A 24,549-nucleotide genomic window follows, 5' to 3' on the forward strand; every position below is an offset into this window, starting at 1 on the left:
CGTGGCTGATGACGTGACCGTGACCCGGACGCTGGTGATACCGGCGTCCGAGTTGCGCGAGCGCTTCTCCCGGTCGTCCGGACCGGGCGGGCAGGGCGTGAACACCGCGGACAGCCGGGTCGAGCTGTCGTTCGACCTCGCCCGCTCGCCTTCCGTGCCGGAGTGGCTGCGCACCAGGATGCTCGAACGGCTGGCGTCCCGGTTGATCGACGGGGTGCTGACCATCACGGCCTCCGAGCACCGGGCGCAGCTGCAGAACCGGGCGGCCGCGCGCGACCGGCTGGGCGCACTGCTCCGGTCGGCCGCGGCGCCGCCTCCGCCGATGCGGCGTCCGACGAAACCCAGTCGTGGCGCCAAGGAACGGCGCATCGCCGAGAAGAAACGCCGCGGTGACACCAAACGCGGCCGTTCCGGCGGAGGCTGGGACTAGGCACGACCACCGTCCGATTCGGACGGAGCCGCTCAGTGGCTCGAACTGGACCGGTAGCGGCGTTCCGGACGGCCCGTTCCGCCGTACTTCAGGCTGACCTCGGCCTTGCCGGTCGCCACGAAGTGCTCCAGGTACCTGCGCGCGCTCACCCGCGCCACCCCGGTCGCCTCTGCGCACTCGCTCGCCGACAGACCGTCCGGGCGCTCGCGCAGCGCGCGTTCCACCAGCCTGGCCGTCTCGGCCGTCAAACCTTTGGGCAGCACGGGTTTCGCCTGCGGCCGCGCGCCGAACACCTGGTCGACGTCGGCCTGGCCGGCGGACCCGAGCCGGTGCAGCTTCTCGCGCAACGCCGCGAAGTGCGCCAGCTGGTCGCGCAGCGCCGCGTACTCGAACGGCTTGATCAGGTAGTGCAGGACGCCGCCGCGCATCGCGCCGCGCACGGTCTCCACGTCGGTCGCCGCGGTGATCACGATGACGTCCACGTCCTCGGTCGCCCGCAGCTGCCGCAGCACGGACAGTCCGTCCACGTCCGGCAGGTAGACGTCCAGCAACACCAGGTCCGGCTTGAGCTCGCGGGCCAGCCGCAGCGCGTCCGCACCGGAGTGCGCGACACCCACGACGCCGAAACCCGGCGTGCGCGCGACGTACCCGCTGTGCACCTTGGCGACCATGAAGTCGTCGTCGACGACGAGCACCCGGATCACAGCGGCAGCACCGCCGTGAACACCGCGCCCCGCACCTGCACGGAACCACCGCGCCGCAGGCAGGCCTGCCTGATCAGCGCGAGACCGAGCCCGCGCTGCCCGTGCGACGCGGCCTTGGTGGTGAAGCCGTGCCGGAACACCTCGTCGGCGATCTCGGGCGCGACGCCGGGACCGGAGTCCCGCACCACCACGCGCACCTCGCCGTCCTCCTGCCGCACGCCGACCTCGATCCAGCCGCGTTCGTCGCCCGGTGCGGACGAACTCAGGGCATCCAACGCGTTGTCGACGAGGTTTCCCAATACCGTCACCAGGTCTGTGGACAGAAGTTCGTCCGCACGTCCCAGTCTGCTGTCCGCCGCCATGCGCAGGCCGACTCCGCGTTCGGCCGCCAGCGACGATTTCGCGATGAGCAGCGCGGCGACCGCCGGGTCGCCGATGCGCCCGGTCACCTCCGCCCGCCACTGCTCCTGCGCCGAGCTGATCCGGCTGACGTACCCGCGCAGCTCCTGGTACTCCTCCAGCTCCAGCAGCCCGGCGATGGTGTGCAGCCGGTTGCTGAACTCGTGCGCCTGCGCCCGGAGCGTGTCCGTGGCGGACTTGCTGGCCGCCAGCTCGTCCTGCAGCGTCATCAGCTCGGTGCGGTCCCGCAGCGTCACGACCGCGCCCGCCTCCTCGATCGGCATCCGGTTGAGCGTCAGCACCCGGCCCTTCTTCAGCACGATCTGGTCGGCGCCGGTCGCGCGTCCGGTGAGCACGTCGCGCAGCCGCTCGTTGAGGTCCAGCTCCTCGACGGACCTGCCGACCGCGTCGTCCGGCAACGACAGCAGCTCGCGCGCCTGGTCGTTGACCAGGGTGATCCGGTGCTGCGGGTCGAGCCCGACCACGCCCTCCTTGATGCCGTGCAGCAGCGCCTCGCGGTTCTCGACCAGCGCGGTGATCTCGTACGGCTCCAGGCCGAGCGTCTGGTTCTTCACCCTGCGCGCCAGCAGCAGCGAGCCGGTCACGCCGATCACCAGCGCGACCCCCAGCAGCCGCAGCGCGCTGCCCGTCGAGTCCGGCACGCCGTCGAAGAAACCGGGCGGCTCCAGCCCTGCGGCGACCATCCCGATGACCCGGCCCTGGTCGTTCAGCACCGGCACGTGCGCCGCGATCGAGCCGTCCACGTCACCGATCCACGACCGTCCGGAGAGGACGGAGCTCGTTCCGATGTCCAGCGTCGTACCGACCTGGCTGGGGTCGGGCGACGTGAGCACCTTGCGCTTCGCGTCCGCGGTGATCACGTACGTCGCGCCGGAGAGGCTCCGCGCACCCTCGCTCTCGGCGCGCAGCACGTCCAGCGCACCGACGTCGCCGAACTTCTCCCGCACGACCGGCGTCGCGGCGACCTTCTCCGCGACCGCCTGCATCCGGCGCCCCTCCGTGTCGCGGAAGTCGCTCCGCGCCTGGACGATGGTCAGCACGCCGACCGCGCACAGCAGGCACGTGACCACCACGAGTTGCCAGGTGAGCAGCTGACGGGCCAGCGAGCCACGTCCTCCCATGGGACCTCCCATGACCACAAAGACCAAAAAAACCCTTAGGCGCGCAAGCGGGACATCTCTGTTTACACGAGTGCAACATGTGCAACCACGCGGCAGAGAGGCGGGGATCACAGTGCAGGTCAAGACGTGGTTGGCGGTGGCGGGAGCGTTGCTCGCCGTGCTGCTGGTACCACCGCTGCTCACGCCCGGCGCGGACAGCGGATCGACGACCCAGGTGCGCTCCCTCCGCGTGCTCGTGCCGAACGCTCCCGGCGGCGGCTACGACATCACCGCCCGCACCGCGGCCAAGGCCATGGAGGACGCCGGCCTGCTGCGCAACACCGAGGTGTTCAACCTGCCGGGCGCGGGCGGCACCGTCGGCCTCGGCCGCACGGTCAGCGAGCGCGGCAACGGCAAGCTCGTCATGTCCATGGGACTCGGCGTCGTCGGCAGCGTCTACACGAACAAGTCGCCGTCGTCGCTGCTCGACACCACGCCGATCGCGAAGCTCATCGAGGAGCCGGACATCGTCGTGGTGGGCAAGGACTCGCCGTACAAGACGCTCGGCGACCTGGTCACCGCGTGGAAGGCCAATCCGGGTGCGGTGCCCGTCGGCGGCGGTTCGTCGCCCGGCGGACCGGACCACCTCGCCGCGATGCTGACGGCGAAGGCCGCGGGCCTCACGCCCAAGACGGTCAACTACATCCCGTTCGACGGCGGTGGCGAGCTGCTCGCGTCCGTGCTCGGCGGCAAGGTCGCGTTCGGCGTCTCCGGCGTCGGCGAGTACCGCGACCAGATCCAGGCCGGGACGCTGCGCGTGCTCGCGGTGACCGGCGGGAAGCGGATCGACGGCATCGACGCGCCGACGCTCTCCGAGTCCGGTGTGGACGTCGAGTTCACCAACTGGCGCGGCGTCGTCGCGCCGCCCGGCATCAGCACCGCGGACCGCGACAAGCTGGTGGACCTCTTCACGGCGCTGCACAAGACGCCGCAGTGGGAGGAAGCGTTGCGGCGCAACGGCTGGACCGATGCCTTCGCGCCTGGTGAGCAGTTCGGTTCGTTCCTCGAAGAGGAGAACAAGCGGGTGGCAACGGTGCTGAAGGATCTGGGACTCGCATGAACACGTGGCTGAAAGAGCGTTCCGAGCTCGGGATGTGCCTGGTGCTGGCGGCGCTCGGCGTGCTGGTGCTGACCGACACGCTGCGCATGTCGACGGACTTCGCCCAGCGCGGCCCGGTGGGGCCGAAGGCGGTGCCGCTCGTCGTCGGCGGGCTGCTGCTGGTCGTCGCGGTGCTGCTGGCGCGGGACGTCCTGCGCGGCGGCCGTGGCGAGGCCGAGGGCGGCGAGGACATCGACCTGGCCGCACCGGCCGACTGGCGCACGGTTCTGCTGCTGTGCGGTGCTTTCCTCGCGAACGCGGCGCTGATCGGCGTGGTCGGGTTCCCGATCTCCGGCGCGATCCTGTTCTGGGGCGCGGCCTACGCGCTGGGCAGCCGCAACCTCGTGCGTGACCCGCTGATCGCGGCCGGCATGTCGGTGCTGACGTTCCTGATCTTCAACAACCTGCTCGGCGTGCCGCTGCCCGGTGGCCCCTTGATGGAGGTGTTCTGATGCAACAGCTCCTCGACGGCTTCGCGACGGCGCTGACGCCGACGCACCTGCTGTTCGCCGCGATCGGCGTGCTGCTCGGCACCGCGATCGGCGTCCTGCCGGGCATCGGCCCGGCCATGGCGGTGGCGTTGCTGCTCCCGATCACCTACGGCATGGAGCCGACCGGTGCGTTCATCATGTTCGCCGGCATCTACTACGGCGGCATGTTCGGCGGCTCGACGACGTCGATCCTGCTCAACACACCGGGTGAGAGCGCGGCGGTCGTCACGGCGATCGAAGGCAATCCCATGGCCCGCAAGGGACGGGGTCCGCAAGCGCTTGCGGCTGCCGCCATCGGCCACTTCACCGGCGGCATCATCGGCACCATCCTGATCGTGCTGCTGGCCCCGTTCGTCGCGAAGCACGCGGTCGACATCGGTGCCCCGGACTTCTTCGCGATCATGGTGCTGGCGTTCATCGCGGTCACCTCGGTGCTCGGCAGCTCCCGGATCCGCGGCGTCGCGTCGCTGCTCATCGGCCTGACCATCGGGCTCGTCGGGCTGGACCAGCTGACCGGCCAGCAGCGGCTGACGTTCGGGTCGCTGCACCTGGCCGACGGCATCGACGTCGTCGTGGTCGCCGTCGCCCTGTTCGCGGTCGGCGAGGCGCTGTGGGTCGCCGCGCACCTGCGGCGCAAGGCGTTCGAGCCGATCCCGGTCGGACGTCCCTGGCTGTCCCGCTCGGACCTGAAGCGCACCTGGAAGCCGTGGCTGCGCGGCCCGGTGATCGGGTTCCCGTTCGGCGCGATCCCGGCCGGTGGCGCGGAGATCCCGACGTTCCTCTCGTACGTGACCGAGAAGCGGCTGTCGAAGCACAAGGACGAGTTCGGCAAGGGCGCCATCGAAGGCGTCGCCGGTCCCGAGTCGACCGCCTCCGCGTCCGCGGCGGGCACGCTGGTCACGATGCTTACCCTCGGTCTGCCGACGACGGCGGTCGCCGCGGTGATGCTGGCCGCGTTCCAGCAGTACGGCATCCAGCCGGGCCCGCTGCTGTTCCAGCGCGAGTCGGAGCTGGTGTGGGCGCTCATCGCGTCGCTGTTCATCGGTCTGACGCTGCTGCTGGTGCTGAACCTGCCGCTGGCGCCGTTGTGGGCGAAGCTGCTGCGGATCCCGCGGCCGTACCTGTACGCGGGCATCCTGTTCTTCGCGTCGGTCGGTGCGTACGCGGTGCAGGCGGACGTCTTCGACCTGCTGGTGATGTTCGTGATCGGCCTGCTGGGCCTGGGGATGCGCCGCTACGGCCTCCCGGTGCTGCCGGCGATCATCGGTGTGATCCTCGGCCCGTCCGCCGAGCTCCAGATGCGCCGCGCGTTGCAGCTGTCCGACGGTTCGCTGACCGGCCTGGTCAACACGCCGTTCTCGATCGTCGTCTACGTGATCATCCTGATGATCCTGCTCTTCCCGCTGATCAAGCGGGTGGCCGGGCGCAAGACCCCTCCAACCCCTCTCCCCGAGCCGGAGAAGGTCGACGCCTGAGTGACACAACCGAAGGCCCCCGCGGCGCATCCCGCGGGGGCCTTTGCACGCGCTCTAGCCGTGGGTGGGGAAGCCCAGGTCGACACCGTGCTGACGTGGCCAGCGCGCGGTGATGGCCTTGGCGCGGGTGTAGAACTTCACGCCTTCGGCACCGTGCACGTGCGTGTCGCCGAACAGCGAGTCCTTCCAGCCGCCGAACGAGTAGTACGCCATCGGCACCGGGATGGGCACGTTGATGCCGACCATGCCGACGTGCACGCGCCGCTGGTACTCGCGCGCCGCCAGGCCGTCACCGGTGTAGACGGCGGTGCCGTTGCCGTACTGGTTGGCGTTCACCAGCTCCACGGCGTCCTCGAACGTGGGGACCCGCACGACGCTCAGCACCGGCCCGAAGATCTCGTCGGTGTAGACGGACATCTCCGGCGTCACGTGGTCGAACAGCGTGGGCGCCAGCCAGAAGCCGTTCTCGTGGCCCTCCGGCGCGTAGCCGCGACCGTCGACGACCAGGCTCGCGCCCTCCTGTTCGCCCGCGTCCACATAGGACTTCACCTTGTCGCGGTGGACACCGGTGACCAGCGGGCCCATCTGCGCGTCCGGGTCCGTGCCGGGCAGCGTGGTCAGCTCGCGCGTGCGGGACGCGATCTTCTCGACCAGCTCGTCACCGGTGTCGCCGACGGCCACGACGACCGAGATCGCCATGCACCGCTCACCGGCGGAGCCGTAACCGGCGGAGACCGCCGCGTCGGCCGCGCCGTCGAGGTCGGCGTCCGGCAGCACGACCATGTGGTTCTTCGCGCCGCCCAGCGCCTGCACGCGCTTGCCGTTGGCCGTGCCGCGCGAGTAGACGTGCTTCGCGATCGGCGTGGAGCCCACGAACGACACAGCAGAGATGTCCCGGTGGTCGAGCAGCGCGTTCACCGCGAACGCGTCGCCGTGCAGGACGTTCAGCACGCCGTCGGGAAGCCCGGCCTCGCTGAACAGCTCGGCCAGCCGAACCGACGCGGACGGGTCGCGCTCGGAGGGCTTGAGGACGAAGGTGTTCCCGCTGGCGATGGCGATGGGGAACATCCACATCGGGACCATGACGGGGAAGTTGAACGGTGTGATGCCCGCGACCACGCCCAGCGGCTGGCGGATGGAGTAAGCGTCGACGCCGCGCGAGACCTGCTCAGAGTGTTCGCCCTTCAGGAGTTGCGGGATGCCGCATGCGAACTCGACGACCTCCAGGCCGCGTTGCACCTCGCCTGCAGCGTCGGAGAGCACCTTGCCGTGCTCGGACGTGATGATCGCGGCCAGCTCGTCGCGGTGGGAGTGCAGCAGCTGCCGGTACGCGAACAGGATGCGGGTGCGGGTGGACAGCGACGACTCGCTCCAGGAGACCGCGGCCTTCAGCGACGAGGCCACCGCCAGGTCCACATCGGACTGCTCGGCGAGCACGACCTCCTTGGCGGCCTCACCCGTTGCCGGGTTGAAGACGGGCGACGTGCGGGTGGACACCCCCGTGGTGCGGGCGCCGTCGATCCAGTGGGGGATGGTGGTCACTGCTTTCCTCCTGGGGGAGCTGTCGTGGAACGAACCACAAGTGACGGGTGCAGCAGGTGCCGCACGGGTTCGGTGCGTTCTCCACGCACCCTTTGCAGCAGGGCTTCGGCAGCCAGCCGGCCGAACTCGGCGCGCGGCTGGTCGATCGTGGTCAGCGACACGTGCCGCAGCGCCGCGAGCGACGTGTTGTCGTACCCGACCACCGAGACGTCGTCGGGGACGCGCAGGCCGGCGTCCTCCAATGCGGAGATCGCGCCGACCGCGTTGAAGTCGTTGCAGGACAGGAGAGCCGTGGGCAGGTCACCGGCGTCGAGCAGCTGCCTGATCGCCCGCGCGCCACCGGTGTCGGTGTACTCGGACGGCACGACCTGCGGCTCGAGCCCGTACCGCTCCATCGCCGCGAGGTAGCCCCGGCGCCGCGGTCCGGCCTGTGAGCCCTCACCGCCGTCGAGGTGCGCGATCCGCTTGTGCCCCAACGACACCAGGTGCTCCACGGCCAGCCCGAGCCCTTGTTCGCCGTCGTCGTTGACGGTGTCCACGTTCGTGACGCGCGACGACCGCGCGACCAGCACGATCGGCAGCTGCTCCGCGGCCTTCGCGATGGCGTTGGCGGGCACGACCGGCGAGAGCAGGATGAGCCCGGCCGGCCGGAACGACTGCAGGCTGTCGAGCGCGCGGCGTTCGCGGGACGGCGAACGGCCGCCGGTGTTGATGATGATGTCGAACCCCTGCTCGCGGGCGACGGCGTCGATGCCGTCGACCACCTCCGCGAAGAACGCGTTGTGCAGGTCGGACACCATCACGCCGAGCACCGTCGACGTGCGCGACGCCAGTGAGCGCGCCATCGCGTGCGGGGAGTACCCCAGCTCCTCCGCGGCCTTGAGCACCGCGCTGCGCCGCAGGTCGCTCACCTTCGGCGACCCGCGCATGACCAGCGACACCAGAGCGCGGGAGACCCCCGCGCGCAGGGCGACGTCCTCCATCGTCGGCCGAGTCACCCGCCACCTCCCCACACGTCACGGCTGCGAAACACACCCTTGACACCCGTGTGACTGAAGCTACAGCATTAGAGCGCTCCAACCAATAGAGCGCTCTAACACATCACCTCCAGGAACAGGGGAAACCTGCGATGCGGATCGGAGTAGCGGGTGTCGGCAGGATCGGCACCATGCACGCGACCAACCTCGCCGCGCTGGACCAGGTGGAAGAGGTGCTCCTCTTCGACCCGGTGCCCGGTCGCGCAGCGCAGGCCTCGGCGGGACTGCCCGGCACGCAGAGCGTCGACGATCTCGGTGAGCTGCTCGAGGCCAGTGACGGAGTGCTGCTGGCGACGCCGACGAACACCCACCCGGCTCTGCTGAGGGAGGCCATCGCGGCCGGGGTTCCCACGCTGTGCGAGAAGCCCATCGCGAGCGACCTCGCCGAGATGAGTTCGCTGGTGGACGAGATCGAGGCGTCCGGTGTCGAGGTGCTGGTCGGCTTCCAGCGTCGCTTCGACCCGGCCGTTTTCGAGCTGCACCGCCGCATCCGCGCTGGTGAAGTGGGTGACGTCTACCTGGTCCGCGCGGTCGGCAACGACGCCAACCCGCCGGACTTCAGCTACCTGCCCGCGTCCGGCGGCATCTTCCGCGACCTGCTGATCCACGACCTCGACGCGGTGCCGTGGCTCGTCGGCGAGCCGGTCGTCGAGGTCTACGCGTCCGGCAGCGTGCTGGTGCACCAGGCGTTCGCGGACGCCGACGACGTGGACAACGCCGTCGTCATGCTGAAGTTCGCCGGTGGTGCGCACGCCACGTTGTCCGGTGGCAGGCACGACCCGCTCGGCTACGACCACCGCATCGAGGTGCTGGGCAGCAAGGACTCGCTCGCCGTCGGCGTCGACGCGCGCACCCCGTTGAGCTCGCTGGAGCCCGGTGGCCACGTCGCCGGAGCCGACGCGTACCCCGGATTCCCCGAACGGTTCCACCGCGCCTACATGAACGAGATGGCCGTGTTCGCCGACGTCGTGGGCGGCAGAGTGGCGAACCCCTCCCCGGCGCGGGAGAGTCTGATCAGCCTCCGTCTCGCTGAGGCGTGCGAGGCATCCCGGCGTTCCGGAGCCCCGGTCCGCCTCGACGAGAAGGTGACCTCCGCATGACCAAGATCGCTGGAGCGCCGATCTCCTGGGGCGTCTGCGAAGTCCCCGGCTGGGGTCGCGTGCTCGACGCGCGCACCGTTCTTTCGGAGATGCGCGAACTGGGTCTCACCGCGACCGAGCTCGGTCCGCCGGACTACCTGCCCGCGGACCCGGACGAGCTGCGCACCCTGCTCGGTCAGCACGAGCTGGGCCTGGTCGGCGGCTTCCTCGCGGTCACGCTGCACGACGGCGACCAGTCCACTCTGGACGAAGCAGGCCGGGTGTCGGCGATCCTGGCCGCCGGCGGCGCCGAGGTGCTCGTGCTCGCCGCGGCGACGGGACTCGACGGGTACGACGAACGCCCGCAGCTCACCGACGACGAGTGGAGCACCCTCGTCGCCACCTGTGCGAAGATCAGGGAAATCGCCGCCGGGCACGGTTTGAGGACCGTGCTGCACCCGCACGTGGGCACCCACGTGGAGCGGGAGGCGGAGGTCGACCGGTTCCTCGCGGACTCAGATCTCCAGCTCTGCCTGGACACCGGCCACCTGCTCATCGGTGGCACGGATCCGGTCGAGCTGGCCCGCCGCTACCCGGACCGGATCGGTCACGTGCACCTCAAGGACGTGCGTGACGACATCGCCGTGAAGGTGCGCAGCGGAGAGGTCGGCTACGCCACCGCCGTCGGACAGGGGATGTACGTCCCGCTCGGCGACGGTGACGTGGACGTCGAATCGTTGGTGAAGCTCGTCCAGGAGGCGGGCTACACCGGTTGGTTCGTCCTCGAGCAGGACACCGCGCTCGGTGACGACAGTTCTGCCACCAAGCCACTGCAGGACACCGCGCGCAGCCTCGCGCACCTCGGCAAGATCCTCGGAAGGGACTAGAGACGATGAAGTCCGGTCGCTTGTACCTCAAGGCGGGCGTCGTGCTCGCCGGCGCCGCACTGCTCGCCGCCTGCAGTGGGCCAACCGGTTCGCAGAACACGCAGACCAGCAACACCGGCGGCGGTTCCCAGCCCAGCAGCGGCCCGCTGCGGGTCGCGGTGGTGACGCACGGCTCCGCCGGTGACGCGTTCTGGAACGTCGTGAAGAACGGCGCGGCGGACGCGGGCGGGCAGCTGGGCGTCACCGTCGACTACACGTCCGACGGCGACCCCGGCGCCCAGGCGAAGCTCATCGACAACGCCGTGTCGCAGAAGGTCGGCGGTCTCGTCGTGTCGATGGCCAACCCCGACGCGCTGAAGACGTCGATCGAGAACGCGATCAAGGCGGGCATCCCGGTCATCACGATCAACTCCGGCAGCGCCAAGAGCGTCGAGTTCGGTGCACTGGCCCACGTCGGCCAGGAGGAGTCGATCGCGGGTGAGGAAGCGGGCAAGAAGCTCAAGGCGGCGGGCAAGACCAAGCTGCTGTGCATCATCCACGAGGCCGGCAACATCGGCCTCAACCAGCGCTGCGACGGTGCGAAGGCCGGTTTCGGCGGCCAGGTGACCAACCTGCAGGTCGACATCAACAACCCGACCGACATCGAGGCGCGGATCAAGGCGTCGCTGCAGTCCGACAGCTCGGTCGACGGGGTGCTCGGCCTCAACCCGCAGGTCGCGGTGCTCGCCGCGAGCGCGGTCAAGGGCGCGTCCTCGAAGGCGCAGGTCGCGACGTTCGACCTGAACCCGGACGTGGTGGCCGCGATCAAGGGAGGCACCGTGCTGTTCGCCGTCGACCAGCAGCAGTACGAACAGGGCTACCTGCCGATCGTGATGCACAAGCTCTACCGCGACAACGCCAACACCCTCGGTGGTGGCAAGCCGGTGCTCACCGGGCCGGGCTTCGTCGACAAGTCCAATGTGGACAAGGTGGAGCAGTACGCCAACAACGGCAGGCGCTGACAGCCGACTAGGAGGAAGAGATGACCGTGACGGCGAAAGCACCACCCGTCTCCGACGAACGGCTCAGCAAGCCGAGGGTGCTCGACCGGCTGGTCGTTCGCCCGGAGATCGGCGCCGCGCTCGGCGCGTTGCTGGTCTTCGTGTTCTTCTCGGCGGCGACCGAACAGTTCCTCAGCCTGGCAGGCGCCGCCACGTGGCTGGACGACGCGTCGACACTGGGGATCATGGCGGTCGCGGTGGCGCTGCTGATGATCGGCGGCGAGTTCGACCTCTCCGCGGGTGTCATGACGGCGTCCACCGCTCTCGTCACGGCCATCCTCTCCACCCAGCTCGGCGTGAACGTCTGGCTGGCACTGCTCATCTCGCTCGCGTTCGCGCTCGGTGTCGGCGCGCTGAACGGCTGGCTGGTCATGCGCACCGGACTGCCGAGCTTCATCGTGACGCTCGGTTCGTTCCTCGCGTTGCAGGGACTCAACCTCGGTGTCACGCGACTGGTCACCGGCAGCGTCCAGGTGTCCGGCATGCGCGATACGGCCGGGTACGAGTCGGCCGGCTACCTGTTCGCGTCGACGTTCCCCGTGTTCGGCCAGGAGTTCTACGTGTCGATCGTCTGGTGGGTGCTGTTCACCGCCGTCGCGGCGATCTTGCTGGTGGGCACCAAGTTCGGCAACTGGATCTTCGCGGTCGGCGGCGCGGCGATGAGCTCCCGCGCGGTCGGCGTCCCGGTGCTGCGCACCAAGGTGGTGCTGTTCATGACGACCGCGTTCGCCGCGTGGCTCGTCGGTTCGATCAACATCCTGCGCTTCACGAGCGTGCAGGCGAACCAGGGCATCGGGCTGGAGTTCCAGTACATCATCGCCGCGGTGATCGGTGGCTGCCTGCTCACCGGTGGCTTCGGTTCCGCGCTGGGTGCCGCGATCGGCGCGCTGATCTTCGGCATGGCTCGTCAGGGCATCGTCTACGCGAACTGGAACAGCGACTGGTTCCAGTTGTTCCTCGGCGTGATGCTGCTGTCCGCGGTGCTGGTCAACAACGTCCTGCGGCGCCGTGCAGAGAGGGTGCGAAGGTGACCACTCCACTGATCGAGACCAAGGACATCGGCAAGACCTACGGCAGCGTCATCGCGTTGAGCGACGTGTCCACCGTGGTCCACGCGGGCGAGGTCACCTGCGTGCTCGGCGACAACGGGGCCGGCAAGTCGACGCTGATCAAGATCCTGGCCGGTGTCCACCAGCACGACGAGGGTTCGTTCCAGGTCGAGGGCGAGGAGATCCGCTTCTCCTCGCCGCGCGAGGCGCTCGACCACGGCATCGCGACCGTGTACCAGGACCTCGCGGTCGTGCCGCTGATGAGCGTGTGGCGCAACTTCTTCCTCGGTTCGGAGCCCACGACCGCGCTGGGCTTCATCGACCGGAAGCAGGGGCGCGCGGTCACCAAGAAGGCGTTGTCCGACATGGGCATCGACCTGCGTGACGTGGAGCAGCCGGTCGGCACGCTCTCCGGTGGTGAACGCCAGTGCGTCGCCATCGCGCGGGCCGTCCACTTCGGAGCGAAGGTGCTCATCCTCGACGAGCCGACCGCCGCACTGGGCGTGAAGCAGGCCGGTGTCGTGCTCAAGTACGTCGCGCAGGCCCGTGACCGCGGGCTCGGCGTCGTGCTGATCACGCACAACCCGCACCACGCCTACCCGGTCGCGAACCGGTTCCTGCTGCTCAAGCGGGGGCGCGCGCTCGGGTCCTACGAGAAGGACGAGATCGACATCGAGGAGCTGACCCGGCAGATGGCGGGTGGCGCCGAGCTCGAGGCACTCGCGCACGAACTGCGGGCGGCCGAAGCGTGAGCAATCTCGATGTACTGACCGTCGGCCGGGTGGGGGTCGACCTCTACCCCGAGCAGAGCGGCGTCCCGCTGGCCGGCGTCAGCACGTTCGCCAAGTCGCTCGGCGGCACCGCGACCAACGTCGCGGTCGCCGCCGCGCGGCTCGGCCGCAGGGCCGCCGTGCTCACCAAGGTCGGCCCGGACGGCTTCGGCGACTACGTGCGGACGGCGCTCTCGGACTTCGGCGTGGCGCCGGACTTCGTCGGCACGTCACCGGAACTGCTGACACCGGTGGTGTTCTGCGAGCTCAACCCGCCAGCGGACCCGCCGCTGCTGTTCTACCGGCTGCCGACCGCGCCGGACCTGACCATCAGCGAGACCGACGTGCCGTGGGACGTGGTGGCGAACGTGCCGCTGCTGTGGGTCACCGGCACCGGCGTCTCGACCGAGCCCGCGCGCGGCACCCAGCGCAAGATGCTGGAACACCGGGGGCGCAGGGCGCACACCGTGCTGGACCTGGACTACCGGCCGATGTTCTGGCCGGACGTGGAGACCGCGCGCACCGAGATCGGCTGGATGCTCGACCACGTCACGGTCGCCGTCGGCAACCGCGCCGAGGTCGAGGTCGCGGTCGGCACGTCCGACCCGGACGAGGCGGCACGCCGGATGCTGGACCGCGGTGTCCACCTGGCGCTGGTGAAGAAGGGTGCCGATGGCGTTCTCGTCGCCACGCCCGAGGGTTCGTGGACCGTGGCACCGAACCTCGTCGAGGTCGTCTGCGGTCTCGGCGCGGGTGACGCGTTCGGCGGTGCGCTGGTGCACGGCCTGCTCTCGGGCTGGAACCCGGTGCGGATCGCCGAGTACGCCAACGCGGCGGGCGCGATCGTCGCGTCGCGGCTCGCGTGCGCGGACGCGATGCCGACCGGGCAAGAGATCGAGGAGCTCCTGTGATCACCGACGTGCAGTGGGCCGAGCTGCTGGAGACCCGCGCTGCCGACCCCGGCTCGGTGCTGCGGGCGTACAAGTCCCGCCGCCGTCGGCTCAAGTTGTTGTCCGACAAGGGAACCCTGTTCCTCGTCGCGGCCGACCACCCGGCACGCGGCGCGCTCGGCGTCGGCGCGGACCCGCTCGCGATGGCCGACCGCCGTTCGCTGCTCGACCGCCTGCTGACCGCGTTGCGCAACCCGGACGTGGACGGCGTGCTCGGCACGCCGGACGTCATCGAGGAACTGCTGCTGCTCGACGGGCTGCACGACAAGGTCGTCATCGGCTCCATGAACCGCGGCGGTCTCGCCGGCGCGGACTGGGAGATCGACGACCGGTTCACCGCGTACGACGCGTCGTCGATCGCCCGTTTCGGCCTGGACGGCGGCAAGATGCTGCTGCGCCTGGTCGACTCGGACGCGGGCACGATCCCGACGCTGGAGAGCTGCGCACAGGCCGTGTCCGAGCTGGCCGAGCACGGGCTGATGGCGATGGTCGAGCCGTTGCCCTACGAGCGCGACGCCGCCGGGAAGCTGGTGCTGCAGAAGGACTCCGCCGCGCTGGCGCGGGCCGCGAGCGTGGCCGCCGGGCTCGGCAACACCTCTGCCTACACGTGGCTGAAGCTGCCCGCACCGGCCGAGCCCGAGGCCGTGCTCGACACGACGTCGCTGCCCGCGCTCGTGCTGGGCGGCGTGCCGTCGGAGCGGCCGGAGGACGACCTGGCGTCGTGGGGCCGTTCGCTGCGGCACCCGACCGTGCGCGGCCTGGTGATCGGACGCGCGCTGCTCTACCCGCCGCACGGTGACGTGGCCGCTGCCGTCGAGGCCGCTGCCGAAGTTCTGCGATCCGCGAGGGGAATCCCGGTATGACGCTGCACCGTCCACTAGGGACGTTGTCCGAAGGCGAGGACGCGATTCGTCTTGGACCTGATGACGCGGGCTGGACCTACACGGGACTGCGCGTGGTGCTCCTGCACGGAGGCCAGTCGCGCACGATCGAGACCGGCGAGTTCGAGGCGTTCGTGCTGCCGCTGTCCGGCGGCTGCGTCGTCGAGGTCGACGGCGAGCGCTTCGAGCTGCGCGGCCGCGATTCGGTGTTCACCTGCGTTACGGACTTCGCGTACGTGCCGCGCGACGCGACGGTCACGTTGTCCACTGAGGACGGTGTGGAGGTGGCGCTGCCCATGGCGCGCTGCGCGAACCGGCTCGCGCCGAAGTACGGCCCGGCCGAGGACGTCCCGGTCGAGGTGCGCGGCGCGGGCAGCGCGACCCGCCAGGTCACGAACTTCGGCACGCCCGGCGTGTGGGACCACGCGGACAAGCTGGTCGCGTGCGAGCTGATCACCCCGGACGGCAACTGGTCGTCGTACCCGCCGCACAAGCACGACGAGACGTGCGACGTGGTGAACGAGGAGATCTACTACTTCCGCATCGCGGGCCGTGACGGCGAAACCCCGTCGCGCGAAGGCTTCGGTCTGCACCGCACCTACACCGACGACGGGACGATCGACGAGGACGTCGTGGTGCGCGACGGCGACGTCTTCCTGATCCCGCGCGGCTACCACGGTCCGTGCGTCGCGGCGCCGGGTTACCCGATGTACTACCTGAACGTGCTGGCCGGGCCGGGTGCCGAGCGGTCGATGGCGTTCTGCGACGACCCGGCGCACACCTGGATCAGGGGCAGTTGGGAAAAGCAGGAACTGGACTCCCGCTGCCCCGTGACTTCCGCCGAGGGGCGAGTGGGATGAGGCTGACCACGGCACAGGCGCTGGTGCGATGGATGCTCGCGCAGCGCACGGAGTTGTTCGACGGCACGCAGGCACCGCTGTTCCCCGGCGTGTTCGCGATCTTCGGGCACGGCAACGTGCTCGGGCTCGGCAACGCGCTGGAGGAGGTCCGCGGCCAGATCCCGGTGTGGCGCGGCCACAACGAGCAGGGCATGGCGCTGGCGGCCGTCGGCATCGGCAAGGCGACGCACCGCCGCCAGGTAGGCGTCGCGACGTCGTCCATCGGCCCCGGCGCGCTGAACATGGTGACCGCGGCCGGTGTCGCGCACGCGAACCGCCTGCCGCTGCTGCTGTTGCCCGGCGACACCTTCTGCGGTCGTGCGCCGGATCCCGTGCTGCAGCAGGTCGAGCACTACGGCGACCCGACGACGACGGTCAACGACGCGTTCCGCGCGGTGAGCCGGTACTTCGACCGGATCACCAAGCCGGAGCAGCTGCTCGGCACGTTGCCGCAGGTCGCCCGCGTGCTGACCGACCCGGCCGACTGCGGCCCGGTGACCCTGGCCCTGCCGCAGGACGTGCAGGCCGAGTCGTACGACTTCCCCGAGGAACTGTTCCGCACGGTCGTGCACCGCCCGCTGCGCCAGCGCCCGGACCTGCGCGCTCTCGCCGACGTGGCCAGCGCTCTGCGCAACTCGTCGCGCCCGCTGCTCGTGCTGGGCGGCGGCGTCCGCTACTCCGGCGCGGGCGGCCGCGCCATCCGCTTCGCCGAGCAGCACGGCATCCCCGTCGTCGAGACGACCGCCGGCCGCACCCTCGTGCCGCACGACCACCCGCTGCACGCGGGCCCGCTGGGCATCACGGGTTCCACGTCCGGCAACGTCCTGGCAGGCGACGCGGACCTGGTGCTCGCGGTCGGCACCCGACTGCAGGACTTCACCACCGCGTCGTGGACCGCGTTCTCGCCCGACGTCCGCCTGGTCACCCTGAACGCGGCCAGGTTCGACGCCGTCAAGCACGGCGCACTGGCACTGGTCGCCGACGCCGACGAGGGCCTGCGCGAGCTGACCGACGTCCTCGGCGAATGGCAGGCCGACCACACGTGGGCCGCCCGCGCCCGCCAGGAACGCCTCCGCTGGGACGAGCACATCTCCTCGCTGCGCGCACCTTCGTCAGGCCTGCCAACGTATGCGCAGGTCGTCGGCGTCGTGAACGACGTGAGCACCCCGTCCGACTACGTGATGACCGCGTCCGGCGGCATGCCGGGCGAGCTGATCGGCGGCTGGCGCGCCACCGGCGAGTCCACAATGGACGTCGAGTACGGCTTCTCCTGCATGGGCTACGAACTGGCGGGCGCGTGGGGCGCCGCGATCGCCCACACGACCGGCGCGGTCACCACCCTGCTCGGCGACGGCTCGTACCTGATGCTCAACTCCGAGCTGTTCTCCGCGGCGTTCGCGGGCCACGGCTTCGTCGCGGTCGTCTGCGACAACGACGGCTACGCGGTGATCCACCGCCTGCAGACCGGCCAGGGCGGCGCGGGCTTCAACAACCTGTACGCCGACTGCCTCACCCCGCACACCGAGGCCCCGCGCACCGACTTCGCCGCACACGCGGCCTCTCTGGGCTGCGCCGTCTTCCCAGCCGACTCACTCGGCGACCTGGAAGGCGCGTACCGCAAGGCCCGCGAGGTCGCGGCAGCCGAACACCGCCCGGCGGTCGTCGTGATCAAGACGCACCCGTCGTCGTGGACCGAGGCCGGCGCCTGGTGGGAGGTCGGCGTTCCCGAGACGTCGCACCGCCCGGAGATCGCCGCGGCTCGCGAGTCGGTCCAGGAGGGCAAGGCGAAGCAGGTGCGCTACCTGGGCTAGAGCCCGTCCAGCCACGCCCGCGTGCGCGCGGCGTGCTCGGTGTGACCCGCCTCGGTGAGCATGGCGAAGGCCTGCTCGCCGAGGCGTCGCGCTTCCACCAGGTCCCCCTCGTCCCGGTGAAGCAATCCGAGCTGGTGCAATGTCATTCCCTCGTCGAACCGGCTGCTTTCACCCTGGTCGAGTGCCAGCCCCATCAGCAGGTGCTCGCGCGCGGAGGGGAACTCGCGGAGCTCACGGTGCGCGAGCCCGAGGTGGTAGCGCACTGTGGACTCGTGCGCGTTGCCCGCGTACAAGGGCAGCGCCTCGGTGAGCGGTTCGAGTGCGGCGCGGTTCTCCCCGACACCGTTGAGAGCGCGGCCGAGCCGGAGGAGCCCGAGCCCGATCTGGTCGGTCGCCCCGAGTGTCCGCGCCAGTGCGAGCCCCTTGCGAGCGGCTTCCAGCGCGGCCGGGTGGTTCCCCGCGTTGGAGAAGGCGTTGCACCCGCTGATCAGCGTCTCCATCAATGCCTGTTGGTCGTCGACCGCCTCGAACAGCGCCGCCGCCTGCTCGAACCGGCCAGCTGCGGCCCCGTGGTCGCGGCGGGCGTTGGACACGTAGGCGAGGTGGCGCAGGTCGTCTGCCTGTGCGCGCGCATCGGCTTCCGCCTCGTGGTGGCGCAGCAGGTCCTGGAGCAACTGCTCCGCCTCGTCCGTCTTGCCCGCGTCCCGCAGGATCTCGGCCAGCCACCTCGACTCAGGCACCCAGCCGTCGCCGAGCTCCCGGAACAGTGTGACCGCCTTGCGCGCCGCCTCTTCTGCCACCGAGTAGTTCCCCAGGCTGTACTCAGCGCTGCTGAGCCAGTCGAAGCTCAACGCCTCACCTCGCCGCTGCTTCAGCTCCGCGTACAGCGCGACGGCAGCGCGCAGCTGCTCGGCGGCCTCGGCGTGGCGGCCTGCGTTGACGAGGCTCGATCCCCACGCGCGCAAGGCATCCGCGCGTTCTTCCGACGCACCGGTCAGGAGGGCTGCCCGTCGTTCCAGGTAGCGCGCTTCGACGTCGTGCTCCTTCCGCGCCGCGTGGATCTCGGCGAGCCTGCGCAGCGTGACGTCCTGGCCGTTGGCGTATTCGAGCCGTTCGTGGATGAGCAGCGCCCGCGCGTGCGACTCCAGCGCGGCAGCGGTGTCACCCAGCTTGCCTTCGATGTCCGCGAGCACTCCCAGGAGGTGCGCGTAGTCGATCGACAGCGACGATCGCTGGTACACGTCGAGGGCGCGGAGCACGTGTTCCCTGGCGCGCGGTAGTTCATCGAGATAGGTGTGGGCATCGGCGAGGGGTCTCAGCACGAGTGGCTCGATGGAGGGAAACTCGGCCGCGGCGGCCAACCCGCGTTCGAGCACCTCGACCGCGTCCCGGTAGCGGTGCTGGGCCATGCGCACCCAACCGAGTTCGATGTCGCATCGCAGCGTGAACTCGGGCCAGTCGTGTTCGACGGTGAGCGCGCGGGCCAGGTCGACCTCCACCGCGGCCTCGTCGATCCGGCCGAGGCTGCGGAACGTGCGGCTCAGGCTGAGCCGCACGCCCATCTCTTTGAAGGAGTTGCCCGCCCGGCGCGCCACGTCGAGCCCGATGCGGTGCATGTGCACGAGATCTTCGTCGGCGCCCGTCGTGGTCCAGATGTGCGTGATGAGGAGCGGGATCATCACGGCTTCGCGGTCGTGGAGCGTCTTGGCCGCCAGGTCGACGATCGCTCGCAACGACGACATCTCGGACTCGAACCAGGTGAACACGTCGCGGATCCCGGAGAACGTGTCGCTCTTGCCCTCGTCGTCGATGACCCACAACTGCGCCGAGTAGACCGTGTCGTAGTAGTTCTCCAGCAACCGTTCCACGGCATCGTCGCGGTCCGGGAGCCTGCGCGCGTGGTCCACCGCGTACAACCGCACGAGGTCGTGGAACCTGAACCAGCCGCGGGGTTTGCCGCTCAACACCACGTGCGCCCGCCGCAGGTCGTCGAGCGTCCGCCGCGCCTCCCGCTCGGTCACACCGGCGAGCGCGGCCGCCGACCGGACACCGACCTGCTTGCCGGGGTGCAGCGCGAGCAGCGCGAACATCCGTTGCTGCGCCTCGGTGAGCCGGTGGAAGGACAGGTCGAACGTGGCCCGCACGGCGTGGTTCTCGCCGTACACCAGCTCCTTCAGCCGGGTCGTCTCGCCGCGCAGCGCGTCGACCAGCTCGCTGATCGGCATCTCCGGGTCGTCGGCCAGCATGGACGTGGCGATTCCCAGTGCCAGCGGCAGGTGCCCGCACAGCTCGCCGAGCAGGGCGACGGCCGCGGGGTCGTCTCGCACGCGGCGGTCGTCGGGCAGCCGGGTGCGCAGGGAGTTCTCGACGAGCTTCGCCGTGTCGGCCTCGTCGAGGACGTTCAGGTCGATCGGTGTGGCGCCGAGGTCGCCGAGCGAGTGGCGGCTCGTGACCAGCACGCGGTGCACGCGCGAGTTCGGCAGCAGCGGCAGCACCTGGTCCGACGACGACGCGTTGTCCAGCAGGATCAGCATCGGTTCGGTGCGTCTGGCCAACTCGGTGCGGTACAACGACTCCCGACCGGCGAGGTTCGGCGGCACGGGAGCGCCGAGATCGCGCAGCAACGTGGCCAGCGCGTCGGCGGGCTGGACCCGTCCTTCCGGTGAGTAGCCGTGCAGGTTGAGGAACAGCACACCGCCGGGGAACCAGCCCGCGGCGACCGCGTCGTGCGCGGCCTTGACCGCGAGCGTGGTCTTGCCGACACCACCGAGCCCGGCGACGGCGGACACGACGACGGCCCGCTCGTCCTGGCCCGGCCGCAGCTGCTCGGCGAGGCGGGCCAGCTCCGCGGTGCGGCCGGTGAAGTCCGGCTCGGGACGCGGCAGGCCGCTGAGCGCGGGCGCGGCTCGTTCGGCGAAGAAGTTCATGGTCCTCGCCTGGTAGACCACGCCGTGGACGTCGCCGGTCAGCTCGTTGTGCGTGTCACCCACGCCCATGGTTCTACCCCAGATGGATCAGTTGGTGGGGCCGCTTCGGCCGGAGCGGTGAGACGCCGATCACGCGGGGAACAACACGCCGCGGCCTGCTCCTTGAAATGTTCGTGGTTACGCGAACTTTTGAGGAGCCGGACGTGAGCCTGCTGTTCACCCCACTGACCATGCGCTCGGTCACCCTGCCCAACCGGATCGCGGTCAGTCCGATGTGCCAGTACTCGGCCGGCGCGGACGGCGTGCCGACGGACTGGCACCTCGTGCACCTCGGCTCGCGTGCCGTCGGCGGTGCCGGACTGGTGATCGCCGAGGCCACCGCGATCGAGCCGCGCGGCCGCATCTCGGCGGGCGACACGGGCATCTGGAACGACGAGCAGGTCGCGGCGTGGCGCCCGATCACCCGCTTCATCAAGGAGAACGGGTCGGTTCCGGGAGTCCAGCTCGCGCACGCGGGCCGCAAGGCGTTCGGCGACTGGACGCCGGTCGCGCCCACCACCGAGCCCTTCCCCGGCATGAACACCCCGGAGAAGCTCGACGACGCGGGCGTCCGCGAGATCATCTCGTTCTTCGTCTCGGCAGCACGGCGTGCCGTGGCGGCCGGGTTCGAGGTCGTCGAGATCCACGCCGCGCACGGGTACCTGCTGCACGAGTTCTACTCGCCGCTGACGAACGAGGGCACGCTCGACGAGCGCATCGTCGTTCCGGTCGCCGTCACGGCCGCCGTCCGCGAAGCCGTTGACGTGCCGGTGTTCGTCCGCATCTCCGGTACCGACTGGACCGAGGACGGCTGGACGGCCGACGACAGCGTCGTGCTCGCGCAACGGCTCGCCGAGGCGGGCGCCGACCTGGTCGACGTCTCCAGCGGTGGCAACACGGCCAACGCCGACATCCCGGTCGGGCCCGGCTACCAGGTGCCGCTCGCGGAAGCCGTGCGGCGCAAGGCGGACGTGCTGACCGGCGCCGTCGGTCTGATCACCGAGGCGCAGCAGGCCGAGCAGTTGCTCGTGGACGGTTCAGCCGACCTGGTCCTGCTCGGACGGGAGCTCCTCCGCGACCCCTACTGGCCGCTGCGCGCGGCACAGCAGCTGGGTGCGGAGGTCAAGGCTCCCAAGCAGTACGCAAGGGCGTTCTGACCCGTGGCACAGCGGAGCGCGTGCCGCGGTTGCGGCAGCGCTTCGCTGTGTTAGGTGACGAAGAAGCCCTCAGATTTCAAGGGTTGGGCGGCCATTCTGTGGCCGCCCAACCCTTGAAACCCTCGGGCTGAATTCAGCGACGGTAGTCGTCGTAGTCGTCATACGGGTCGTCGTGATGCTCTTCGCCACCACGCCCGTTGGCGGACGCCTCGCCGCCAGACAGCTCACGCTGCAAGGCCTCGAAGTCGGTCTCATGAGAGCTGTACTTGAGCTCCCTGGCGACCTTCGTCTGCTTGGCCTTCGCTCGGCCGCGCCCCATGGCTCGACCCCCTCGCACAGGGACGGGGGCGGCCGGGGGAACGGCGGCCCCACTCGTCTCGACAACTAGTTCCTGGTAACTACCGTACCGTGCCGATGGGGTTCCTCGCGACGCGGTAGGCGTGAGACGTGCCGCCAAATCTCGATCGGCTCGTTCGTGGAAGGATGCTCCGGTGCCAAGACCGTTCGTCGCCTACCTCAGGGTGTACGAACCGTTGTCGGCTCTTGACTCACCGTTGGCCGAAAAGGTGCACAAGGCACTGGAATCCGGCTCGTTGAGCCGTGCTGAGGCCGGAGATCGAGAACGCGAACTGTGGCTACGATCACAGTTGGCTCGCCCGCCCAGACTGCTCCCCGGTGAGCGTTCCGACGGCCGGGCGGCACCCGACGCCCCGTTCGAGGTCATGACCATCAGCCCGGCCGAGGTTCCCGCGAACGAGGGCGCCGTCGTCGGCCCAGGCCCGCTCGTCTGCCCCGTCGACCTGCGCCCCCGCGCCGCGGCCGCCCTGGTCGGCTTCCTGGCCACCTCGACGCCCGTCCTGCGCGAGGCGGCACTGTCGTTCGGCCCGGAGACCGTCCGCTCGCGCGCGTCCGCCGTGATGGCCGAGCTCACCGCAGGCGCGGTGCACGTCATCTCGACCACCTGGACCGTGCCGCTGCCCTGGTTCGCCCTGGTCGACCCGGACAGCCGCCGCATCGTCCTGGCCCCGCGCGACGACCCGGAGCGCCAGGTCTCGTGGCGAGTCGCCATGGCCGACGCCCGCAGCCGCGTCGCACGGGCGCTGACCGTGGTGAAGAAGACCATCGGCGACGAGGGCCCGGCGAAGGTCCTCGCGGACACCGGCCGCTGGCTGGAGCACTTCCACCCGCACTCGGCGGTCGAGCTCGACTACGGCGGCCTGGTGCAGCTGGTCGACGACAAGGACCTGCTCGAGGACACCTCGGCCCAGGACGTCAACGCCATCGTCGACGCACTCGAAACCGGCGACGCCGAAGAGGTGGCCCTGCGCTACGAGGTGCTGCGCGAGTTCTGGGGCGAACTGGCCCGCCGCGAACGTCACGGCTGACGTCACGGCTGATCGAGCAGCAACCGGGCCGCGACGGCGGCCACCGCCGCCAGCACCATCGCCGCAGGCCAGCTCACGTGCACCACGACGAGCCCGGCAACCGGCGGGGTGAGGGTGGCACTGAGGTAGTTGGCCGAGTTCTGCATCCCCAGCGCCGTGCCACTGCGCCCGGCGGGCGCCATCTCGCCCGCCGCGGTGACCGCCAGCCCGTTCCAGCACAGCGCGAGCGCCGCGGTCGGCACGAGCACCGCCACCAGCACGGGAACCGGCGCCTGGTCCAGCAGCGCGCACACCACGAACCCGCAGGCCATCGCCACCGCGAGCACCCGCATCGGCCCGATCCGGCTGCGCACGGCGTCCGACCACACGCCCACCGCCAGCCGGCCAGCCCCGCCGAGCGCCTGGGCGGTCGCGAACACCGCCGCCGCCACGCCCAGCGCCACCCCGCGGTGCTCGTGCAGCAGCTCGACCAGCAGGGCCGCCGCCGTGAACTGCGGGACCACCAGCAGGCCGCTCGCCACGCTCAGGCGGACCAGCTTCGGATCCTTGATGAGCAGGCCGTGCTCGCCCGTGGTGCGGATCGCCCCAGGTGGCTCCTTGACCCAGATCGCCACGGCCAGCGCGACCGTCGCCGTCACCGCTGCCAGCCACGCGAACGCCGCCGGTACGCCCTGGTTGATCGCGACGATCGGCAGAATCGCCCCGGTCAGCGCGGCGCCCAGCGGCGTCGCCGTCTGGCGGATGCCCATGGCCAGGCCGCGTCTGCCCTCGCTGAACCAGGTCATCACCGCTCGGCCGCTGGCCGCGTTGACGCTGGCTCCGAACATGCCTGCTCCCAGCAGGGCCAGGCCCGCTAGCAGTGCGTTTCCGGTGGCGGCTGCGAGCAGGCAGAGAGCTGCGCCCGCGCCGCCGATCGTCATGATCAGGCGTTCGCCTCTGCGGTCTGCTGCTGCTCCCCACGCCACGAGGGTCAGCATTGTGCCCAGGTTCACCGCGCCCAGCAGTAGGCCTACCTGGGGTAGGGACAGGGCGAAGTGGGTGCGCAGTTGTGGGGTTATGGCTGGTAGGCCCAGGAAGACTGCGGCGTTTGTGCCCTGTGCCAGTGCGCCGACGGCCAGGACTACCCACCTGTAGCGCATGCGGTTGACGCTAGGTGGTGGTTCAGTTAGTGGGAAGTAGGTCTCGGTATGTGGGCTTTCGTGGTGGGGTGGGGAGGTCCTCGCTGATCACCAGAGGTCGCCACATCGAAAATGCCCTGTCAAGGCGGAAAAGCTGCCTTGACAGGGCATTTTCGATGTGGCAAGGCTTCGCCTGATC

22 protein-coding genes are annotated in these 24,549 nt (G+C 70.2%); 15 read left to right on the top strand and 7 right to left on the bottom strand.

Annotation, left to right across the window (positions count from 1 at the left end):
- Position 1: 1 nt before the first annotated feature.
- Positions 2-430, top strand: a complete 429-nt coding sequence (gene arfB, locus FKR81_RS08435; RefSeq protein WP_146350349.1) for an alternative ribosome rescue aminoacyl-tRNA hydrolase ArfB — start codon at positions 2-4, stop codon at positions 428-430.
- A 32-nt stretch (positions 431-462) separates the two neighbouring features.
- Here arfB and FKR81_RS08440 read toward each other — a convergent pair whose 3' ends face one another.
- Together FKR81_RS08440 and FKR81_RS08445 are read right to left on the bottom strand one after the other, a co-directional pair.
- Entirely contained in the window at positions 463-1,134 is a 672-nt protein-coding gene (locus FKR81_RS08440; protein ID WP_146350350.1) for a response regulator, read from the bottom strand.
- The gene (locus FKR81_RS08445; protein WP_146350351.1) at positions 1,131-2,675 is read right to left on the bottom strand and encodes a sensor histidine kinase; all 1,545 of its coding nucleotides are present in this window, start codon (positions 2,673-2,675) and stop codon (positions 1,131-1,133) included. Before FKR81_RS08445 ends, FKR81_RS08440 begins: the two co-directional genes overlap by 4 nt.
- 130 nt (positions 2,676-2,805) lie before the next feature.
- Here FKR81_RS08445 and FKR81_RS08450 point away from each other — a divergent pair, with 130 nt between their 5' ends.
- The 3 genes from FKR81_RS08450 to FKR81_RS08460 are packed head-to-tail and all read left to right on the top strand — an operon-like array spanning position 2,806 to position 5,779.
- A complete protein-coding gene (locus FKR81_RS08450) occupies positions 2,806-3,774 on the top strand; it encodes a Bug family tripartite tricarboxylate transporter substrate binding protein (RefSeq protein ID WP_235921401.1) in 969 nt (322 codons plus the stop codon).
- A complete protein-coding gene (locus FKR81_RS08455) occupies positions 3,771-4,265 on the top strand; it encodes a tripartite tricarboxylate transporter TctB family protein (protein ID WP_146350353.1) in 495 nt (164 codons plus the stop codon). Before FKR81_RS08450 ends, FKR81_RS08455 begins: the two co-directional genes overlap by 4 nt.
- On the top strand, positions 4,265-5,779 hold the full coding sequence (locus FKR81_RS08460) for a tripartite tricarboxylate transporter permease (protein ID WP_146350354.1): 1,515 nt from the start codon (positions 4,265-4,267) through the stop codon (positions 5,777-5,779). Before FKR81_RS08455 ends, FKR81_RS08460 begins: the two co-directional genes overlap by 1 nt.
- 54 nt (positions 5,780-5,833) lie before the next feature.
- Here the strand turns inward: FKR81_RS08460 and FKR81_RS08465 are convergent, their stop codons facing one another.
- Both FKR81_RS08465 and FKR81_RS08470 read right to left on the bottom strand, forming a co-directional pair.
- Positions 5,834-7,321 carry a CoA-acylating methylmalonate-semialdehyde dehydrogenase gene (locus FKR81_RS08465; protein WP_146350355.1) on the bottom strand — a complete coding sequence of 496 codons (1,488 nt, stop codon included), beginning with the start codon at positions 7,319-7,321 and terminating at the stop codon, positions 5,834-5,836.
- Entirely contained in the window at positions 7,318-8,319 is a 1,002-nt protein-coding gene (locus tag FKR81_RS08470) for a LacI family DNA-binding transcriptional regulator (RefSeq protein ID WP_146350356.1), read from the bottom strand. The genes FKR81_RS08465 and FKR81_RS08470 overlap by 4 nt, the downstream gene beginning before the upstream one ends.
- 131 nt (positions 8,320-8,450) lie before the next feature.
- Here FKR81_RS08470 and FKR81_RS08475 point away from each other — a divergent pair, with 131 nt between their 5' ends.
- Genes FKR81_RS08475 through iolD form a run of 9 tightly spaced genes read left to right on the top strand, consistent with a single transcriptional unit; the run spans position 8,451 to position 17,724 of the window.
- Positions 8,451-9,458 carry a Gfo/Idh/MocA family protein gene (locus FKR81_RS08475; protein WP_146350357.1) on the top strand — a complete coding sequence of 336 codons (1,008 nt, stop codon included), beginning with the start codon at positions 8,451-8,453 and terminating at the stop codon, positions 9,456-9,458.
- Positions 9,455-10,324, top strand: coding sequence for a TIM barrel protein (locus FKR81_RS08480; RefSeq protein ID WP_146350358.1), 870 nt, complete (start codon positions 9,455-9,457; stop codon positions 10,322-10,324). The genes FKR81_RS08475 and FKR81_RS08480 overlap by 4 nt, the downstream gene beginning before the upstream one ends.
- Positions 10,325-10,329: 5 nt before the next feature.
- The gene (locus FKR81_RS08485) at positions 10,330-11,325 is read left to right on the top strand and encodes a sugar ABC transporter substrate-binding protein (RefSeq protein ID WP_146350359.1); all 996 of its coding nucleotides are present in this window, start codon (positions 10,330-10,332) and stop codon (positions 11,323-11,325) included.
- A gap of 20 nt (positions 11,326-11,345) precedes the next feature.
- Positions 11,346-12,395, top strand: a complete 1,050-nt coding sequence (locus FKR81_RS08490) for an ABC transporter permease (protein ID WP_146350360.1) — start codon at positions 11,346-11,348, stop codon at positions 12,393-12,395.
- Positions 12,392-13,165: an ATP-binding cassette domain-containing protein gene (locus tag FKR81_RS08495; RefSeq protein ID WP_222598198.1), complete on the top strand. Its 774-nt coding sequence runs from the start codon at positions 12,392-12,394 to the stop codon at positions 13,163-13,165. The genes FKR81_RS08490 and FKR81_RS08495 overlap by 4 nt, the downstream gene beginning before the upstream one ends.
- Positions 13,162-14,094: a 5-dehydro-2-deoxygluconokinase gene (gene iolC, locus FKR81_RS08500; protein WP_146350361.1), complete on the top strand. Its 933-nt coding sequence runs from the start codon at positions 13,162-13,164 to the stop codon at positions 14,092-14,094. Before FKR81_RS08495 ends, iolC begins: the two co-directional genes overlap by 4 nt.
- Complete coding sequence (locus FKR81_RS08505; protein ID WP_146350362.1) at positions 14,091-14,996, top strand: Cgl0159 family (beta/alpha)8-fold protein; 906 nt, start codon at positions 14,091-14,093, stop codon at positions 14,994-14,996. Before iolC ends, FKR81_RS08505 begins: the two co-directional genes overlap by 4 nt.
- Positions 14,993-15,874, top strand: coding sequence for a 5-deoxy-glucuronate isomerase (gene iolB, locus FKR81_RS08510; RefSeq protein ID WP_146350363.1), 882 nt, complete (start codon positions 14,993-14,995; stop codon positions 15,872-15,874). The genes FKR81_RS08505 and iolB overlap by 4 nt, the downstream gene beginning before the upstream one ends.
- Positions 15,871-17,724 (top strand): 3D-(3,5/4)-trihydroxycyclohexane-1,2-dione acylhydrolase (decyclizing), encoded by a 1,854-nt coding sequence (gene iolD / locus FKR81_RS08515; protein ID WP_146350364.1) that lies wholly within the window; start codon positions 15,871-15,873, stop codon positions 17,722-17,724. The genes iolB and iolD overlap by 4 nt, the downstream gene beginning before the upstream one ends.
- Here iolD and FKR81_RS08520 read toward each other — a convergent pair.
- Positions 17,721-20,714, bottom strand: coding sequence for a tetratricopeptide repeat protein (locus FKR81_RS08520; protein ID WP_186762842.1), 2,994 nt, complete (start codon positions 20,712-20,714; stop codon positions 17,721-17,723). The two genes, iolD and FKR81_RS08520, sit on opposite strands and share 4 nt — an antisense overlap.
- A gap of 140 nt (positions 20,715-20,854) precedes the next feature.
- Here FKR81_RS08520 and FKR81_RS08525 point away from each other — a divergent pair, with 140 nt between their 5' ends.
- Entirely contained in the window at positions 20,855-21,847 is a 993-nt protein-coding gene (locus tag FKR81_RS08525; RefSeq protein ID WP_146350366.1) for an NADH:flavin oxidoreductase/NADH oxidase, read from the top strand.
- A 133-nt stretch (positions 21,848-21,980) separates the two neighbouring features.
- Here the strand turns inward: FKR81_RS08525 and FKR81_RS08530 are convergent, their stop codons facing one another.
- Positions 21,981-22,166, bottom strand: coding sequence for a DUF3073 domain-containing protein (locus tag FKR81_RS08530; protein WP_146350367.1), 186 nt, complete (start codon positions 22,164-22,166; stop codon positions 21,981-21,983).
- A 172-nt stretch (positions 22,167-22,338) separates the two neighbouring features.
- On the opposite strand from FKR81_RS08530, the gene FKR81_RS08535 reads away from it, so the two are divergent.
- A complete protein-coding gene (locus FKR81_RS08535) occupies positions 22,339-23,232 on the top strand; it encodes a hypothetical protein (RefSeq protein ID WP_146350368.1) in 894 nt (297 codons plus the stop codon).
- Between the two features lie 2 nt (positions 23,233-23,234).
- Here the strand turns inward: FKR81_RS08535 and FKR81_RS08540 are convergent, their stop codons facing one another.
- Positions 23,235-24,371 (bottom strand): MFS transporter, encoded by a 1,137-nt coding sequence (locus tag FKR81_RS08540; RefSeq protein ID WP_146350369.1) that lies wholly within the window; start codon positions 24,369-24,371, stop codon positions 23,235-23,237.
- Positions 24,372-24,549: the final 178 nt, after the last annotated feature.

Origin of the sequence: Lentzea tibetensis, from assembly GCF_007845675.1 — a bacterium.
Taxonomy (GTDB): domain Bacteria; phylum Actinomycetota; class Actinomycetes; order Mycobacteriales; family Pseudonocardiaceae; genus Lentzea; species Lentzea tibetensis.

Bases quoted from the DNA above. Each gene is read 5' to 3' on its own strand.
- FKR81_RS08445 (WP_146350351.1), bottom strand. From the start codon at position 2,675: ATGGGAGGACGTGGCTCGCTGGCCCGTCAGCTGCTCACCTGGCAACTC.
- FKR81_RS08455 (WP_146350353.1), top strand. From the start codon at position 3,771: ATGAACACGTGGCTGAAAGAGCGTTCCGAGCTCGGGATGTGCCTGGTG.
- FKR81_RS08460 (WP_146350354.1), top strand. From the start codon at position 4,265: ATGCAACAGCTCCTCGACGGCTTCGCGACGGCGCTGACGCCGACGCAC.
- FKR81_RS08475 (WP_146350357.1), top strand. From the start codon at position 8,451: ATGCGGATCGGAGTAGCGGGTGTCGGCAGGATCGGCACCATGCACGCG.
- FKR81_RS08480 (WP_146350358.1), top strand. From the start codon at position 9,455: ATGACCAAGATCGCTGGAGCGCCGATCTCCTGGGGCGTCTGCGAAGTC.
- FKR81_RS08485 (WP_146350359.1), top strand. From the start codon at position 10,330: ATGAAGTCCGGTCGCTTGTACCTCAAGGCGGGCGTCGTGCTCGCCGGC.
- FKR81_RS08490 (WP_146350360.1), top strand. From the start codon at position 11,346: ATGACCGTGACGGCGAAAGCACCACCCGTCTCCGACGAACGGCTCAGC.
- iolB (WP_146350363.1), top strand. From the start codon at position 14,993: ATGACGCTGCACCGTCCACTAGGGACGTTGTCCGAAGGCGAGGACGCG.
- iolD (WP_146350364.1), top strand. From the start codon at position 15,871: ATGAGGCTGACCACGGCACAGGCGCTGGTGCGATGGATGCTCGCGCAG.
- FKR81_RS08530 (WP_146350367.1), bottom strand. From the start codon at position 22,166: ATGGGGCGCGGCCGAGCGAAGGCCAAGCAGACGAAGGTCGCCAGGGAG.
- FKR81_RS08540 (WP_146350369.1), bottom strand. From the start codon at position 24,371: ATGCGCTACAGGTGGGTAGTCCTGGCCGTCGGCGCACTGGCACAGGGC.